Origin of the sequence: Pseudomonas sp. NCIMB 10586, assembly GCF_023127895.1 — a bacterium.
In the GTDB taxonomy this organism is placed as follows: domain Bacteria; phylum Pseudomonadota; class Gammaproteobacteria; order Pseudomonadales; family Pseudomonadaceae; genus Aquipseudomonas; species Aquipseudomonas synxantha_A.
The window spans coordinates 24,855-42,101 of the sequence record NZ_SPKQ01000045.1 but is presented as its reverse complement, the minus strand read 5'-3'; the positions used below and the strand labels follow the sequence as shown (position 1 = coordinate 42,101).

At 60.1% G+C, this 17,247-nt stretch carries 16 protein-coding genes; 13 read left to right on the top strand and 3 right to left on the bottom strand.

Annotated features, from left to right (window positions below; translation table 11 throughout):
* The 3 genes from E4P01_RS20210 to E4P01_RS20200 form a co-directional block, all read right to left on the bottom strand.
* On the bottom strand, positions 1 to 272 hold a 272-nt coding region (locus E4P01_RS20210; protein WP_248130119.1), incomplete at its 3' end, for a GntR family transcriptional regulator.
* A gap of 36 nt (positions 273 to 308) precedes the next feature.
* On the bottom strand, positions 309 to 1,733 hold the full coding sequence (locus tag E4P01_RS20205) for a hypothetical protein (protein ID WP_179119830.1): 1,425 nt from the start codon (positions 1,731 to 1,733) through the stop codon (positions 309 to 311).
* A 703-nt stretch (positions 1,734 to 2,436) separates the two neighbouring features.
* Complete coding sequence (locus E4P01_RS20200; protein ID WP_005788465.1) at positions 2,437 to 3,459, bottom strand: zinc-dependent alcohol dehydrogenase family protein; 1,023 nt, start codon at positions 3,457 to 3,459, stop codon at positions 2,437 to 2,439.
* A gap of 268 nt (positions 3,460 to 3,727) precedes the next feature.
* On the opposite strand from E4P01_RS20200, the gene E4P01_RS20195 reads away from it, so the two are divergent.
* The 13 genes from E4P01_RS20195 (at position 3,728) to E4P01_RS20135 (ending at position 17,226) form a co-directional block, all read left to right on the top strand.
* Positions 3,728 to 4,642 (top strand): LysR family transcriptional regulator, encoded by a 915-nt coding sequence (locus E4P01_RS20195; RefSeq protein ID WP_078821402.1) that lies wholly within the window; start codon positions 3,728 to 3,730, stop codon positions 4,640 to 4,642.
* A 132-nt stretch (positions 4,643 to 4,774) separates the two neighbouring features.
* Complete coding sequence (locus E4P01_RS20190) at positions 4,775 to 5,503, top strand: AraC family transcriptional regulator (protein ID WP_216091327.1); 729 nt, start codon at positions 4,775 to 4,777, stop codon at positions 5,501 to 5,503.
* A 182-nt stretch (positions 5,504 to 5,685) separates the two neighbouring features.
* The gene (locus tag E4P01_RS20185) at positions 5,686 to 6,750 is read left to right on the top strand and encodes an SDR family oxidoreductase (protein WP_081883348.1); all 1,065 of its coding nucleotides are present in this window, start codon (positions 5,686 to 5,688) and stop codon (positions 6,748 to 6,750) included.
* Positions 6,747 to 8,006, top strand: a complete 1,260-nt coding sequence (locus E4P01_RS20180) for an aminotransferase class III-fold pyridoxal phosphate-dependent enzyme (protein WP_216091326.1) — start codon at positions 6,747 to 6,749, stop codon at positions 8,004 to 8,006. The genes E4P01_RS20185 and E4P01_RS20180 overlap by 4 nt, the downstream gene beginning before the upstream one ends.
* Before the next feature lie 15 nt (positions 8,007 to 8,021).
* Positions 8,022 to 8,465 (top strand): SRPBCC family protein, encoded by a 444-nt coding sequence (locus E4P01_RS20175; protein WP_032875168.1) that lies wholly within the window; start codon positions 8,022 to 8,024, stop codon positions 8,463 to 8,465.
* A 3-nt stretch (positions 8,466 to 8,468) separates the two neighbouring features.
* Positions 8,469 to 9,611, top strand: a complete 1,143-nt coding sequence (locus E4P01_RS20170) for an acyl-CoA dehydrogenase family protein (protein ID WP_032875165.1) — start codon at positions 8,469 to 8,471, stop codon at positions 9,609 to 9,611.
* Positions 9,608 to 10,435: an SDR family NAD(P)-dependent oxidoreductase gene (locus tag E4P01_RS20165; RefSeq protein WP_032875162.1), complete on the top strand. Its 828-nt coding sequence runs from the start codon at positions 9,608 to 9,610 to the stop codon at positions 10,433 to 10,435. The genes E4P01_RS20170 and E4P01_RS20165 overlap by 4 nt, the downstream gene beginning before the upstream one ends.
* A 10-nt stretch (positions 10,436 to 10,445) precedes the next feature.
* Positions 10,446 to 11,405: a fatty acid desaturase gene (locus E4P01_RS20160; protein ID WP_216091325.1), complete on the top strand. Its 960-nt coding sequence runs from the start codon at positions 10,446 to 10,448 to the stop codon at positions 11,403 to 11,405.
* 46 nt (positions 11,406 to 11,451) lie between these two features.
* Positions 11,452 to 12,267 carry a DUF3050 domain-containing protein gene (locus E4P01_RS20155; protein ID WP_032875157.1) on the top strand — a complete coding sequence of 272 codons (816 nt, stop codon included), beginning with the start codon at positions 11,452 to 11,454 and terminating at the stop codon, positions 12,265 to 12,267.
* A 29-nt stretch (positions 12,268 to 12,296) separates the two neighbouring features.
* Positions 12,297 to 13,364 (top strand): HlyD family secretion protein, encoded by a 1,068-nt coding sequence (locus tag E4P01_RS20150; protein WP_032875154.1) that lies wholly within the window; start codon positions 12,297 to 12,299, stop codon positions 13,362 to 13,364.
* Entirely contained in the window at positions 13,361 to 14,878 is a 1,518-nt protein-coding gene (locus E4P01_RS20145; protein ID WP_148853193.1) for a DHA2 family efflux MFS transporter permease subunit, read from the top strand. The genes E4P01_RS20150 and E4P01_RS20145 overlap by 4 nt, the downstream gene beginning before the upstream one ends.
* A 22-nt stretch (positions 14,879 to 14,900) precedes the next feature.
* On the top strand, positions 14,901 to 16,244 hold the full coding sequence (locus tag E4P01_RS20140) for a TolC family outer membrane protein (protein ID WP_216091324.1): 1,344 nt from the start codon (positions 14,901 to 14,903) through the stop codon (positions 16,242 to 16,244).
* A gap of 85 nt (positions 16,245 to 16,329) precedes the next feature.
* Positions 16,330 to 17,226, top strand: coding sequence for a LysR substrate-binding domain-containing protein (locus E4P01_RS20135; protein ID WP_216091323.1), 897 nt, complete (start codon positions 16,330 to 16,332; stop codon positions 17,224 to 17,226).
* The last annotated feature ends 21 nt before the right edge of the window (positions 17,227 to 17,247 follow it).

Below are 17,247 nucleotides of genomic sequence, written 5' to 3'. Positions count from 1 at the left end.
GGGGGGCCGCCCCCCGCCATGACCGGCGGGTTTGTCGCCACAGGCCAGGCGAAATAGCCAGACTTGGCCACCGAGTAGACCCGCCCTTCCTTTTCCAGCAAAGAGTAAGCGTACTGAATCGTCGAGATCGACACGTTCATCCGTGTCGACAACTGACGCAACGACGGCAACTTGACCGGCGTTTCCAGGCTGACTTCGTTGATCAGGTTGATCATGTAGCGGTACACCGCCTGATAGGCAAAGTCTGCCTGCCGCTCTCCCCTCAGGTTCATCGCCGCTCACCGGCATCTATACGCCAATGCACGGTGCTAGCGCCCCGACACTTGGGCGATCCGGGCCTCGGGCCGGCTAAACAGTTGTTTGTGGATGCGAGAGCCGTGCGCAGCCGGCAATGTTCGCTTGCGATACAAATGCTGCAATAAGGCCAGCGGCAAACCACTGGTGTCTACCAGCCACTGATGCAACATGTCCGCAGCAGGCTTGCCCTGCAGCGCCTTGTGCAGTTCGGGCAGTGCCACCAACATGCCGGGATGGCATTGACGCAAGAAGCCCTCCAGCCGTTCGCCATGCTGAACGAAAGGCGCGAACAGCAGGCAAGTCAACTGACTTTCGTCCAGACCAAAAAACGCCTGGGCGTAGGTGGTCGACAATACCCGCCCATCCGGGCTGGACGCCTCGGTGATCAACTCAATGGGAACGCGTCTGCGCAGCATGTAGTCTGCCGCGTGACGAACAAAACCTTCGACACCGTGCTCATAGGAGAGCTCACGCAGGCATTGGGCCTGCAAGCCATACATATGAGCCATGAGCAACGGGTTTGGATAGGCTGGGTGGCTGAACTGGAACTCGAACGGGTCGCGCTTGTGAGCCAGAAACTCTGCAAGCAGCGGCGCGCGCGCGACGTCGACATCGTCGAGCAGGTCGGCAATACCGATGTAGGCCAAATGCCGGTGCCCGCCCCGGCCTGGGTTCTCGGTGCCCGCGTAGTGCTCGCCATAGAGGTCGCGGTAGCAGCCGACGCTCCATTCTTCCATGCGTGCAAACAACCCGTTGAGCGATGTCGGCTTGCCGGACGCGAACGCGAGACCGGTTGCCAGGGCATTTTTCTTCAGCCACGCGATGTATTGGCTTTGCTTGCGCACCGAATCGCCGCTGACCACTGCGTGCACACCGCCGTTCCAGGTAGCAACCCGCTGATAGAAATCGCCAAGGGCCAGATACGTGTCGTTGCGCAGGATGGCGCGAATGTCCCCGGACGTCAGGTGCCCTATCATCAGCATATTGCGCTGGCTGACTTCACGCCCGGCACTGGACGCCGGGCGCTGATGATTAAAGGGCAGTACTTCATGGTTTTCGACCATCAGCAGTTCAACCCGAGAATCATCATGGAAGAACAACGCGCCATAGCCCTGATGCAGTGAATCAAGCGTTGCCTGAGTCATACCCGGATGCCGCAACGTTGCCACGCGCAGATGAAAAGTCTTGGGTGCACGCCCGGCGATGCTCAGTTGCGCCGCACGCAACAGCGCCAGGGTGTAACTGCTGACCTCACCCCCGCCGTGAGCAATCAGCACTTTGTAGTTGCCTACTTGTTCCATGCCACCGGCCGCTACCACAATTCGCTGGATCAACAGTTGCAGTGCGGTACGTTCGTCACGGGTAAAGTGCCCGACCAACCGTTGCAGAACTTGCTGGTAAACATAGTTCATGGCTTGCTCATGAATAGCGCTCATCGTTCTACTACCTGAATTGAAATATTAGCTTCAAGCAATTATCAATTGTCATTGCTCGACCCATTACATCTATAAGTTTGTCGTCAGTTGCATCGTGCGAGGTTGATTCAACATTAGCACCCTGCAACAAAATCGCAGGACCGCTCACCGGAGCAGTCAATGGCGCCACCGATGCTGAGTCGTGGGCGTGCACGGCTTCCAGCGCGGCTGGCCGCATGTCTTAGGAATATTCCGACAACGCCCTACACCACTTTAACTAAGCAACTAAGGAAACGTCCGACGCATATTAGTTACCCCCTCATTGTTGGCTCAGGTAAAGCGACTGCGTATTTGTTTTGCACTTTCGAGAAGGCGACCCGTGCATCGCTAGTTTCAGAGGTGCGAGACGTTAATGTCAGGTATTCAATCATTGCTCAATCCTTGAGATGACAGCGAAGACACAATTATCGGCACTCAAATAATGATTAACAGATACAGAACAACGCCTGAAAGCAGTTCAGATGGGCAGGCGACCGAACTTTTTTGGCGCGCACGCAACAGCGCCGCGCTGGAATTCAGGGCGGCGTAAGGAAAAAAGGTATTGTTTGCAGGGCGCAACACCCTCGCGGCGGCTCAACCCCGATGCGGGTTAAGCCCTGTCAAATGGCGCATTTGCCTCATAGGCTCAGACGCCAACGTATTCATTTACGAATACTCCTACAGCTCAAACAGCTTCAACCTGCAACGCCACACGCTCGCGACACGGGCATTCGTCCATGTATCGATGTGCTTCGACGAACTTACCGAACGGAAACACCGTGGTTTTCAGTGGGACCAGCACCCGGTCGGCCGTCAGTTGGTTGATCTCACGCAAGGCGCGCTGCACTGCCACCTGGTCCTGGATGATGCCCAGTTCCGGCTTGCCCGTGAAGTTGCCGATACAGTGCACGAAGAACTGAATGTTCTTCTGGAACGCCGCACAGGCCGGGAACGGCGTCTGGTTGCCGCCTTGCAGGCCATACAGCACCAAGCTGCCACGCGGTGCCAGCACATCACCGAGCAGCGACATCTGCGGGCCACCCAGGCCATCGAATACCACGTCCACGCCACGGTTATCGGTGAACTTGTTGATCTGCATGAGCAGGTCTTGTTCTTCGGTGACGATGACTTTTTCTGCCCCAAGGGACAGCAGGTATTCGCGCTCGGCACTGTCTTTGGTAGCGGCGATCACCCGCACACCCAAGGCCTTGCCCAGCTGTACAAACGATGGGCCGGAACAATGGCTGGCATCGGTCACCAAGGCAAACTGCCCCGGTTTGACCCGCGCCAGATCCATGTAGGCAAAGTAGGCAATCAGCAACGGCGTGTAGTGCACGCTGGCTTCAATCGGGCTCAAGACATCCGGGTAACGGGTCAGGGCCGAACGGGGCAGGACGATCTGCTCGCCGTACACCGGGTAATCATTGGGGCTCTCTGCCGGAAAACTGGCCACCTTATCGCCCACTGCCAAGTCATCCACGCCGTCACCGAGGGCGACAACAACGCCGGCCATTTCATGACCAAGGCCCGAAGGCAGGCGCGCATGGGAAGACGCCAGGTTCTGGCGCCACAGAATGTCGTACCAACTGATGCCAATTGCCTCGACACGCACCTGCACTTCGCCCGGTGCGGGCTGCGCGGCTGCATGCTCTTCGCATTTGAGCACCTCGGCCGGACCAAACTTGTGAAAACGGATCGTGCGGGACATCGCAAACCTCGTCAAAGTAACCTCTAATGCCATGAACTTTATCTGGGCTTTCCAGGTAAGACCACCGGTCGCCATTAATAGTCGACATGTCTGTCATTGATTCCGCGAAGGAGGAGCAGACCTCAACTATCGTAGGAAAAATCAATTAGCCGGTGCAGAGTACCAGCCTTTCCCCGTAAGATTCATGCCGGTCATGCTTCTGAATAGGACCTTATGGGTTCCTGTGTGACCGCTCACATCAAGTTTGCAGACTCTTCCAGGACACAAGATGAACCGTAACGACCTGCGTCGTGTCGACCTTAACCTCTTGATCGTATTCGAAACCTTGATGCATGAGCGCAGTGTGACCCGCGCGGCCGAGAAATTGTTCCTCGGCCAGCCGGCCATCAGCGCGGCCTTGTCGCGCCTGCGTGGGCTGTTCGATGACCCGCTGTTCGTGCGCACCGGGCGCAGCATGGAACCCTCGGCCCGCGCCGTAGAAATCTTCGCCCTGCTCTCCCCGGCCCTGGACTCGATTTCCACCGCCGTCAGCCGCGCCGCCGAATTCGACCCGGCCACCAGCACCGCCGTGTTCCGTATCGGCCTGTCCGATGACGTGGAATTTGCCCTGCTTCCGCAATTGCTCAAACGCCTGCGTTCCGAAGCCCCCGGCATTGTGCTGGTGGTACGCCGCGTCAATTACATCCTGATGCCCAGTCTGCTCGCCTCCGGTGAAATCTCCATCGGCGTCAGTTACACCGCCGACCTGCCGGCCAATGCCAAGCGCAAGGTACTGCGGCGCAGCCTGCCAAAACTGCTGCGCGCCGACAGCGTGCCCGGCTCGCTGAGCCTGGACGACTTCTGCTCACGCCCCCATGCATTGGTGTCATTCGCCGGCGACCTGAGCGGGTTTATTGATGAAGAGCTGGAGAAACTCGACCGCAAACGCCACGTAGTACTGGCCGTGCCGCAGTTCAACGGGCTGGGCACGTTGCTGGCGGGTACCGACATTCTGGCCACCGTGCCGGATTATGCGGCTGAAGCGTTGACCGCGGCGGGAGGGTTGCGCGCCGAAGACCCGCCGCTGCCCGTGCGCTCGTTTGAGCTGCATATGGCATGGCGGGGGTCGCAGGATAATGATCCGGGGGAGCGGTGGTTGAGGTCGCGGATTCAGATGTTTTTCGGCGACCCGGATAGCCTCTAGCAAGCGTCGGCTAGATATGCATTCGCTGTGCAACGAAAAGACAGCGACCCAGCGCCACGCTTGAATCCAGACCTGTGCAGGCCTACCCTGCACGCGTCGAACAATCACCCAACACGTCAAGGAAGACTTCAAATGTGGGATGGCAGCGTTACCTTTGGCGACTCGTGGGCCGGCTACATTGGCCGTGCGGATCAAAACACTGCTCACTCCCATGTCGCCATCCAACTGTGCATCGGCGTAGGTCATCCCGCCACCCTTGAGTTGCCCGGAAGGGTGCTGCGTGCGGCAGGTGTGATCATCGGTCCCAACGTCGAACACCGTGCCGTGGCGGAGAGTCATCCGGTAGCGTTTTTATATGTCAGCCCGGACACGGCGTTGGGCCGTGCACTCAATGCGTTGCTCCAGGACGATGGCATCGCCCTGGCCAGTGATGAACTGCTGACGTGCTTTCGCCGTAGTACATCCCTGTCGCACTTTGTCGATGCCCTCTCGCGTTTGCTGGCAATTACCGCGCCGATCGACCATAGGCTCCACAAAGCCCTGAATATTTTGCGCCTGGACCGCGACGGCCCAGGTTGCGTCAGTCGCGCTGCCCAGGCGGTGGGGTTGTCCAGCCCCCGGTTGCGCTGCGTCGCCACCCACCAGATGGGGGTTTCCCTCTCCCAGTGGATCATCTGGAACAAATTGGAACGGGCCTCCAAATCCCTGGCCGGCGGTTCGACGTTATCGGACGCGGCCGCCGACGGCGGTTTCTCCGACCAGGCGCATCTGGCTCGCATGATGCGCCGCATGATTGGCATGACGCCGCGCACCGCCGCTGAGGTTTTGCGTAAGACAAGCGTTTCGTTCAAGACGCACTGATATCAAAACGCCAATATCGATCGCATCTTATTCGCGACAACGTTAAGCGCTGATCACCTCCTCCCAGAGCACCTCAGCGCCACCGAAAGTGAATAGAAGAGTGTTCGCCCGGGGCACCTGTGCCTGCAATTCGGCGAAACGCACCATGAATTCTTTCGATGAATCCGCAGGATGCGCCCTACATGTCAGCACAGCAAAAACTAACCGTCCTTCTCACTGGAGGCTCAGGGGTGCTCGGTGAGTCACTGATCGACTGCCTGGCAGAGGACTTTCACCTGGTCTGCCTGGCGCGCAAGAGCCGTATCCGCGATCCCCGAGTGGAAGTGCTCAAGGGTGATATTTGCAGCGCTGACCTGGGCTTGGCCTGCGACGTTTATGCGGCGCTGGTTGAGCGTGTCGACTGGGTGATCCACGCCGCGGCAGTGACGCGCCTGGACGGTGATATCGATCAGATCTTTTCGGTGAACTACCTTGGCACCGAAAACGTCGTGGCCTTCGTGCAGCAAGCCAAGGTGCCGCTGTATCACATCAGCACCGCCTTTACCCACCCTTGCGACTATTACGAAGGCGTGCAAGCGGAAACGCCATACGAAGTCGCCAAGCGCCAGGCCGAAACCCTGGTGCGCTCGGCTGGCATCGATGTGTCGATCTTTCGTCCGTCCATCATTATCGGTGACGCCAGCACAGGGCATATGCCCAACTTTCAGGGTTTCCATATGACCATGGGGCTGATGATGTCTGGCGTACTGCCCATCGTACCCTGCCCGCCTGCTGGCTATGTCGACCTGATCGCCCGTGACGTCGCGGCCCGAGCGATTGCCAACGCGCTGCACCAGCGTTTGATCGGCGACGACTACTTTCTCACCAGCGGCCCACAGGCTCTGGATCTGACGGGGCTGCTGGACCTGATGTGCCAATCCATGGAAGCCCAGATGCAACCCTTCACACGGCCACGCTGCATGGCGCCGGATATTTACGAACGGTTGATCCGCCCGGTATTTCTGCCGGCGCTGAGCGGCAATATCCAGGCTGCCCTGACCCGTGCCACTCAGTTGTGCCGCTATGCCTGCCTGCGCACGCCACTGCCCACTTCATTGCCACAGTTACTCGGTGAGCCGGCGTTCAGCCAGCGTGATGTTGGCCGCGAGTTGCTGCTGTCGCTCAACCACCTGGCACCCAAGCTGGGGGCACTGACGCGCATGCTCAAGCAGCCGGTGACACCGAACACAGAAGTGAGCGTGGCATGAACCCGACAGTCATCGAACCCACCCTCGACGCCGCACAGGTCGACCAATACCTGCGCCAACACGTCAACTCGGGCTACGCACGCCTCGCTTCGCTGATGAACCTGCCGATCGAGCAATCCAGCCGTGGCGTCTACATCTACGACGAGCAAGGCCGTCAATACCTGGATGCAGGCGGCTATGGCGTGTTTTTCCTCGGTCATGGCCACCCGGTAGTCGTGGAAGCGGTTACCCGGCAACTGCAGCAAAACGCTTTGGCCAGCAAGTTGTTGCTCAACCCGCAACAGGCCTTTGCCGCACGCGCCCTGGCAGCGCAGTGCCCGGGTGACCTGGACTATGTGTTCTTTTGCAATTCAGGCGCCGAGGCCACCGAAGCCGGCTTGAAGCTCGCCCGCCTCAACGGTTGCCGCCGTACGCTGTCGACCTTCGGGGGGTTCCACGGCAAGACCCTCGGTGCCCTCGCCGTCACCGGCCGCGAGAGCTACCGAGAACCCTTCAATGGGTTGCTCAGCGACAGCGAGTTCGTGCCGTTTGGCGACAGCGTCGCACTTGAGCAGCAACTACGCGCATCGCCGGACAAGGCCTGCGTGATCCTCGAACCGATCCAGGCCGAAGCGGGAGTCATTCTGCCGCCATCGGGTTACCTCAGGCGTGTGCGCGAGCTGTGCAATCAGTATGGCGCCGTGCTGATTATCGACGAGATCCAATCTGGCCTGGGTCGCACCGGCTATTGGTGGGGCTGTGACCAGGAACAGGTGGTGCCCGACATCATGCTGGTAGGTAAAAGCCTGTCCGGCGGTTGCGTACCGGTGAGCGCCATGGTCGCCAGCGCCACGATCTATGCGCCGTTCAATCGCAACCCTACGGTCCACACCTCGACCTTCGGCGCCAACCCGCTGGCCATGGCGGCCGTGCAGGCCACGCTGCAAGTGATGGTGCAAGAAGACCTGGTCGCGCGTGCCCGGTTACTGGGCCAGGACCTGCACGCCCGCTTCAGCGCGCTGTTGCAACAAAGAGGTTGGGCCGAACGTGTGCAACTGCGCAGTGCGGGTTTGCTGTTGGGCTTTGAGTTCGCCGAGGCCTCAATCGCCGCCAACATGGTCATGGCCCTGATCGAGCAACGCATCATTGTGTGCCACTCGCTCAATGATCACCGAGTGATAAGGCTCACGCCGTCGTCATTGCTGACGGCCCAGGATTGCAACTGGTTGATCGAAGGCTTCACCCAGGCACTGACCACTTCGATGCCATCCCTTTAAATGGAGTTTTCCCCCATGCAAGAAGTCAACGTGCAGGCCCATATTCCCCATGCCTGCGCTGATGAAGTATTTGCGGTGATCAGCGATTTCAGCAATTACGTCGAGCTCTGCGAGTCGGTGCGCGATATCAGCATCAACAAGGTCAGCGACCAGGTGTCGTTTACGTCCTGGGAGGTCAACTTCCACAGCGGCATTCTCAAGTGGCAGGAGCGTGACACCTTCAATGCCGACACCCGGGAAATTCATTTCGAGCAGATGGCCGGCGACGTCGATCACTTCTCCGGCACCTGGCACGTCTTGCCGGACGGCAAGGACGCGATCATCTCCTTCAAATCGCGCTTCGACCTGGGCCTGCCGATGCTCGCGGACATGCTCGACCCTGTGGCCAAACAAGCCATCCGGGACAACATTCACTCGATCATCACCGGCCTGTTTCCGGCGAGCTACTTGAAGGCCTGAACCATGTCACTGTCGTTACTGAATCGCTCACGCGATCTGCTTCAACGCTACGCCCCTGGTTTTGACGAGCGTCTGGCGGCCATTCCTCCGGCCCAGCGTGAGGCGCCACAGAGCGAGGTCATCGCCCTGTTCAAGCAACATGGCCCGGTGGGTTTGCTGGTCAACCGCGAAGCCGGCGGGCTGGGCGCGAATATCCTCGACGCGGTGCATGTGCAGATCGCCCTGGGGGCCCGCTCGCCCTCGCTGGCAGTGGCCAGCACCATGCACCAGTTTTCCGTGGCGAGCTTATTGGCACTCACGCAGAACGGTGGCGGCGCCGAAGGCCTGTTGCTGGCTGCCGTCGCGCAAAAACGCTTGTTGCTGTCTTCGGGGTTTGCCGAGGGCACCAGCGGAGCGGGCATTCTCGACTCGGCCATGCAAGCGGTGCACACCCCAGAGGGGGTGTTACTCAGCGGCAGCAAGAAGCCCTGCTGCCTCGGACAGTCGATGGACTTGCTCACCGCCAGCTATATCCGCCAAACCCCTGGCGGCGAAGAGCTGATGGTCGCATTGATTCCGGCCACTGCGCCGGGCATCAGCCGTAATCCCTTCTGGCAGAACAGCGCCTTGGCCGGCGCTGAAAGCATCGAAGTGCGCCTCAACGAAGTGCTGGTGCCCGAGCGCATGGTGTTTTCCGCCGGTTACACCCACCAGCTGGGCGACGTGCAAACCGTGGGTTTTATCTGGTTCGAACTGTTGATTTGCGCATCCTATGTGGGTGCCTGCGCCGGCCTGATCGAGTCGGTCACAGACGCCGCCCGCTGGACCGCGCATCACCGCGTGGACCTGGCAGCCGACCTGCAATTGGCGATCAGCGCGCTGGAAGGCGCGGCCCTGGATATCGAGCGCAACCCACAGGACTTGCCTAACGTGCTGGCCCGTCTGCTGCTGGTGCGTTACGGCATCGAGCAACGCCTTGCCCAGCTCTCCGACCAGGCTCACGCCATGTTGGGCGGGATGGCGTTCATCACCAGCAACCTGAGCTCCAACGGGTTGATGGCCTGCCGCGGTCTGCAATTTCATCCACCGGCCAGGATCTCGATGGCGACCAACCTTGACACCTACTTGTCCGCATCAACCTTCAGCATGACCGGAGCGCACTCATGAATCTGCTCGGAAAAACCATTGTTATCACCGGCACCGCGCGCGGCCTGGGTTTCGCAGCGGCCTGCAAACTCAAGCAACTGGGCGCCACCGTGATTGGCCTTGACATCCTCGCACCGCAAGACAGCAGTCTGCTGGACGCGTTTTATCAAGTCGACCTGTGCGACCGCCACGCCGTGGCCAACGTGATCAGCGCTATCAGCACCGATTTCGGCGACATCGACATTCTGGTCAATAACGCCGGCACCCTGACGCTGGAACGCGGCGAAACCGGCGTCACCGATGAGGTGACCCGCGCGGTGGATGTCAACCTGTTCGCGCCTTGGCAACTGACTTCGGGGTTCCTGCCGGGGTTGCTGCGAAAGCGCGGCAAAGTGGTCAACGTGTCCTCACTGTTCGCGCTGGTGAATGCACCCTACGTGGCCGCCTATGCTGCGAGCAAACGTGCGCTGAGCGCTTATTCGGATGTGCTGCGCATGCAGTATCGCGGGGAACTTGACGTGGTCACGGTGTACCCGGGGTTCATCGACACGGCGATCCACTTGCCCGCGCAGCGTGTTGGCCTGTCGGTCAAACGCCTGGTGACCTTCAAGTGGGGTGACAAGACCCTGCTGTCCCTCGAAGAAAAGCTGGATGCCGCCGCGAACGGCCTGGTACGTGCCTGCCAGAAAAATGGCCTGCGCAACCGGGGGCTGACGTTCATGGGCACGCTGGCCATGTATACCGCACGCAGCGTGCCGAGCGTGGTGGATGGCTTTATCGCCATGCGCCTGCGCACGCTCACGCGCGGCGGCCACCTGGTGCTCAACCCTGAACTGATCGAGTAAGCCGTCGCCAATGGCCAGCCACCTGCACCCCAAGCCCCAGGTCCGTCTCGACCGGGCCTTGTTCAAGGCCCGGCCGAGGGAGTCCTTGCTGATCATCGCCTACGCCTTGAGCCTGTACCTGTTGCCACTGGCACTGTTTGTGTGGGTGACGACCACAGCTTCCACCCTGTGGACGCTGGTGTGTTTGCCGTTGGTGGTATTGGCGGGATACGGGTTATTTCTGCAAGCGATCCTTGGGCATGAAGGTTTCCACTTCAACCTGAGTGCGAACCCCATGCGCAGTTGCTACCTGGGCATTGCCACCAGTTCGCTGCTGCCGGGGTTCTATGTGACCGGTTACTTTGTAGACCATTGGCAACACCACCGTTACAGCAACAGCACGAAGGACCCGGACTACCGGCTCTTTTCGCGTTACCACACACTGGTAAGCCGCATCACCCTGTCGCGCTTGATCGCCACCTTGAGCTATCTGCAGACCACCTGGCGCCTGGCGTTCGGGCCATTGGGCAATCCCTCGGCGCTGCCGTTGAGTTCAGCCCAGGTGCAATGGCTGGCGCGCTGCAATATCGCCTGTCAGGTTGTATGGCTCAGCCTTTATGGGCTGGCCATGTGGCTCATCGACGGGTTGCTGCTGGGGTTTTCCTTGAGCCTGGCGGTGGCGTTCATGCTGTCGGCGGTCAATGCCTATCAAGAACATGCTTTCGACGCAGGCCCGCACTTGCCGCCAGCGCGTTCACGCACTTCGCGCCTCAACACCTGGCTGCACGCGGGTTCGAACTTTCACCTGGAACATCATTTTTACCCCGCGGTGCCTTGCTGGCGACTGCCCAAGGTACACCGTCAACTGCTGGACGCGGGGTGGTACGAAAACCGGCAATACCTGCTGGAAAAGCACTTCGTGCGGTCTTTCCGGTATGCCACCGGGCGCCACCCCTACCGTACAAACACGGTAAACGACACACACCCTTAATTTCCGCTGGATTTTCTGCCTGACCCTTCAGGCCGCAGGAGCACGCATGCCTTTTGATATCGATAGCCACATTGAAACCGAGCGCGAGCAGCTGTTCAGTCACCCCTTGTTCGCCAGTATCCGCACGGTAGAAGACGTGCGCACCCTGATGGAATTTCACGTGTTCGCCGTCTGGGACTTCATGACCTTGCTCAAGCGTATCCAGCGCGACCTCACCTGCGTGGAGTTGCCCTGGGTACCGCCGGTACACATCACCGCCGCCCGCCTGATCAACGAAATCGTGGTCGGTGAAGAGACCGACGAGCATCCCGAGGGCGGTTTTATCAGCCACCTGGACCTGTACCTCGCGGCCATGGATGAAATCGGCGCCGACAGCAGCGTATTCCGCCGCTTCCTGGCCGCTATCCAGGCCAAGGTTCCGCTGGCCAAGGCGCTCAACCACGGAGAGATTCCAACGGCGGCCAAAGTGTTCATGTGCCAGACCCTCGATATTGCGCAACACGGCAGCACCGAAGCGGTCCTGGCGTACTTCTTCTTCGGGCGTGAAGACATTATCCCCGACATGTTTGGTCGCCTGCTGTCGCAATGGTCGGTCAGTGAAAGCGAGGTACCGATGCTCACGTATTACTTGAAGCGCCACATCGAGATGGATGGTGACGATCACGGCCCGGCGGCCAAACGCATCATCGCCGAAATCGTCACCAGCCCCGCGCAACACCTGCACATGGTCGAGAGTGCGAAAACCGCAATCAACTCACGGATTGACCTGTGGAATGGCGTGCATCAGTTCCTGTTGGACAAGGCTCAGCCGACGGTGAGCCGTCCTGCGCGGGAGGTCCACACCGTTTCTGAGCCTGCTTGACCTCAACGTGCATCGACAGGGAGTACCACATGACCAAAGGCAAGTTGATAAAACTGACGCTGTGCGGCGTCGTGGTCGGCGGGTTGCTGATACTGGGCTGGCAGCGCTGGCAGTATTCCAGCACCTACGTGAGTACCGACAACGCCGAACTCGACGGGGTGATCATCCCGGTACGGGCCAAGCTCTCGGGCGTGGTGATCAGTGTGCCGGTGGTGGACAACGTCACGGTACAAAGCGGCGACCTGCTGTTTCAGATCCGCGACAGTGAATACCGCTACCAGCTGCAGCAGCGCGAAGCACAGTGGCAAGCGCTGCTCGCCGCCGCCGGGCGCGCAGGCGTGCCGGGGGCGCTGGACAGCCAGGTGCTCGGTGCAGTGGCCATGCGCGAGGCCGCGCAAGCGGCCCTGGCTCAAGCGAGCGCCAACCTTGAGCAAGCGCGTAACGACTACCAGCGTGCCCGTCGCCTCGGCGCTCAAGGCGTGCTGAGCACCCAGGACCAGGAAGTCGCCAAGGCGCGTTTCGATGCCCTCAGCCATGCCCAGGGGGTAGCGCGCAGCAACGCCCAGGCCGCGGCCCAAAGCACCTTGGCCAACAAGGCCGAACTCAAGGTGCAGGACTATCGGATCGCGGCCGCGCAAGCTGAGCTGGAACAATCCAGGATCCAGCTCAACGACACCCGCCAGACCGCGCCGTTGCGCAGCATTGTCTCGAAAAAAGAAGTGGAGCCTGGCCAGTTTGTGGTCGCCGGCCAAAAGCTCATGAGCCTGATCGCCACCGAACCGCTGTGGATTACCGCCAACTTCAAGGAGACCCAGGTGGGCCGCGTGCGCGTCGGCCAGAATGCCCGAGTTACCGTGGACGCCTTTCCCGGGCACGCCTTCGACGGCGTCGTCGAAAGCCTGGCACCGGCCACCGGGGCGAAGTTCTCATTGCTGCCCCAGGAGAATGCCACGGGCAACTTCACCAAAGTGGTGCAGCGAGTGCAGGTGCGCATCGCGCTCAACGCTGTGCCGGATGACTACAAGTCGCTGTTGAGCCCGGGCATGAGCGCGTTCGTCGAAGTGGCCGCACCTGACGACGCCGGCCAGACGCTATGAGGTCGCCCTACCTGATTGCGTTTACCGTCACGCTGGTCTCGATGATGGAGCTGCTCGATGTCACCATCGTCAACGTCGCGATTCCCAGTCTGATGGGCACCTACGGGGCGTCGGTGGATGAAATCTCCTGGGTCTCCACCGGTTATGTGGTGGCCAACGTGGTGATTCTTCCGGTCAGTGGCTGGCTATCGGCGTGGTTCGGCCGGCGTACTTATTACCTGGTCTCTACTGCGCTGTTCGTACTGGCATCGTTGGGTTGCGCGATGTCTGCCGAACTCTGGCAACTGGTCGCGTTTCGGGTGCTGCAAGGCCTGGCGGGCGGCGGGTTGCTGGGCATTTCCCAGGCCATCATCTACGACGTGTTCCCCAAGGAAAAAGTCAGCAGCGGCATGGCGTTGTACGGCGTGGGGGTGATGATGGGGCCAACCCTCGGCCCGACCGTCGGCGGCTACCTGATCGACACCTTGTCGTGGCACTGGATCTTCTTGATCAACTTGCCGATCGGTGCCGTGGCCTTGTTGCTGTGCTGGCTGTGTATCAACGACTCGCCCAACGAACAAAAACCTTCCAGCGTCGACTACAGCGGCTTCTGCTTGCTGGCTCTGGGCGTCGGCAGCCTGCAGATCCTGCTGGAGCGCGGCGAACACTGGGACTGGATGGCGTCCAACTGGACCGTAGCCTGCCTGTTGCTCAGCAGCTTCAGCCTGGTGGGCTTCTTCTGGTGGGAGCGGCGTGTGGCCAACCCAATCGTTAACGTCGCACTGTTCCAGAATCGCGAGTTCCTGATGGGATGCATCTGTGCATTTTGTGTGGGCTTCGGGCTGTACAGCACGTTGTTCATGGTGCCGCTGTTCTTGCAGACCTTACTGGCGCAGAGCGCTTACCAGAGCGGGCTGGTGATATTCCCCGGGGCAGTGGCCAGCGCCATCAGCACCTTGGTGATCGGCAAGCTGTCCCAGGAAAACAAGATCGACGAGCGCGTGTTCGTCACGCTGGGCATCGTCATGTACTGCTATGCCATGTTCCTGCACACCCAGTTCACCCTCGACAGTAACCCGGACACGCTGTACTGGCCCTTGGTGATCCGCGGCCTGGGCCTGGGCATGATCTTTGTGCCGCTGACCAACCTGGCGATGCGCCGCCTGCCGCTGACATTGATCTCCGGTGCTTCAGGCGTACTCAACCTGATGCGCCAGTTGGGGGGCAGCGTGGGTATCGCCATCGCAGCCACCCTGCTCACACGGTTCTCGTGGGAACGCTACCGCCTGCTTTCCGAACATGTCACCGAATCGAGTCTGGTTGCCAGCGGCTGGGGAGGTGTGGAAACCGACCCGCTGTTTCTTTCCCTGGGCCTGGCGAGCCATCAACAAGCCCTGGCCCTGATGCCTTACCTGCAAGCGCGCGAACAAGGGCAAATGCTGGCGTTCAGCATGCTGTTCGGCACCTTGGGAGCGGTAATGGCCATTGGTATTCCCATGGTGCTGATGATGCGTAGAAGCCACATCAGTCGATAAATCTTTCAGTGGAGCACACCCCTTGCGTATTCCAGGTTTGCATCTCAACACCACCTCGCTGCTCACGCCCCTGTATTGGCTGGCACTCGCCTGCGCGCCCACCCAGGTATCGGCAAATGACTTGTACCACCTGTACCAGAAGGCACTGACCCACGACATGCAGTTCGCCGCCGCACAGGCCCAGCAATTGGCCACGGCAGAAAAGGAACCGCAAAGCCGTGCCAACCTGCTGCCAGACCTGTCTGTCACCGGCGGCGCGGCCTGGGTCGATGCCGAGGACTCTTCCGATTATCATCGTAATCGCAATAACACCAACGCCTACGCGGTGGTCCTCACACAGCCGCTGCTGCGTTGGCAGAATGTGATCGCCCACGACCAAAGCAAACTGTTGATCAGCGCCAGTGAACTGCACACTGAACAGGCGCGCCAAGCGCTGATGCTGCGCGTTGCCCGCGCTTATTTCGACGTGCTGCTCAATCAGGAACTGTTGAACACCCGCACACAACAGCTACAAACCCTGCGCGAGAGCCAGACGCGCAGCCAGCGACTGCTGGCCGACGGGGCTACCACCGCTAACGCGCTCGCGCAGGTTCAGGCCAAATACGACCAGGCATTCGCCGAACAGATTGCCGCCCGTGGTGCATTGGACATCGCCAACGAAACACTCACCCAATTGACTGCCGCACAGGCGGGGCCGTGGTCAGGCAAAGAGCCGCAGTTCAGTGCCCCGGTGCCCGCTGCCATCGATGATTGGGCCACGACCGCGCAACAGGGCAACCTTGCCGTACAGGCGGCGCAGATTGCCCAGCGCCTGGCCGAAATGGACATCGACAAGGAACGGGCCGGCCATTTGCCCACCCTCGATCTGATCGCCGCCCATGGCCGCTTCGCCTCTGTCGGCGGTGATGTATACGATGTGACGTTACCGGAAAATCGCTATAACCAGACCGTGGTCGGGGTCAAACTGAGCGTTCCGCTCTACAGCGGTGGCCGCACCAGCAGTCGCGTGCGCGAAGCCCATGCACTGCAAAGCAAGGCAGCGGACGAAGTCGAAGACGCACGCCGCAACGCCGGGATGAAGGCCCGTCAGGCCTACCTGCAAGTCACCAACGGCATGAGCCAATATCAGGCACTCAAGCAGGCCTTGAACTCCAGCCAGATCAACCTCGCCGCCGTGACCCACGGCTTCGAAGCCGGTTCCCGCATCAACACCGACGTACTGGATGCTCAACAGAAAGTCACCGATACCCAACAACGCCTGGCCCAACAACGCTATGCGATCCTGATGGCCCAGTTGCACCTGTTGGCGTCCACCGGCAACCTGAGCGACGCGCGCCTGCGTGAGGTCAGCCGTACACTGAACTGACGCACGGATGAAAGCGCTGACATTCGCTCAACGTAGGGCCTGAGTTGGATTAAGCTGGGGGCATCTCAAAAATGGAACACTGCCCATGTTCGACCTGAACGAACTCTTCCTTTACGCCAAGGTGGTCGAGCACGGCGGCTTTGCGGCGGCGGGCCGAGCGTTGAACCTGCCCAAATCGACCCTGAGTCGCAGAGTCGGTCAGCTTGAGGCAAGGCTTGGGGCGCGGCTGATACAGCGTTCGACGCGCCAGTTCCAGGTTACTGATATCGGCCAGGCCTATTATCGACATTGTGTGGCGATGATTGCCGAGGCCGAGTCGGCAGAAGATGTGGTGGCCTTCAACAAATCAGAACCACGCGGCTTGATTCGCCTGAGTTGCACCACCGCGCTGCTCAACTATTGGGTGGCGCCGATGCTGGCTCAATTCATGGCGCAATGCGGCAACGTCGAACTGAATGTGAAGAGCTTCAACCGTAAGGTCGATGTGATTGCCGAGGGTTATGACCTTGCCTTGAGCCTGTGTTTCCCACCCCTGGAAAGCAGTGAACTGGTGATGAAACTGCTCGGTAAAAGTACTCAGGTGCTGGTGGCGAGCGCGGCTTTTTTGCAGGACTATGCCCTGCCCTCGCAACCCGCCGACCTTGCCGGGCTGCCCACCGTGCACTGGGGCAACCTGATGATTCAGTACGTGTGGGAGCTGACCGGCCGGGATGGTGCGACGACGCAAATCCAGCACACGCCGCGCTTGGTCAGCGATGATGTGCCGACTTTGAAAAACGCGACACTGGCGGGAGTAGGCATCGCCAACCTGCCGTGGGTGGTGGTCAAGGAGGATGTCGCCGAGGGGCGTCTGGTTGTCTTGCTGCCTGAGTGGCAGCCCGTGCAAGGCGTTATCACGGCGGTATTTCCATCCCGGCGCGGGCTGATGCCGTCGGTGCGCGCCTTGATCGACTTTCTGGGTGAAGCATTCGATGCACCTTAGGCAACAGTCTTTTGTCATCAA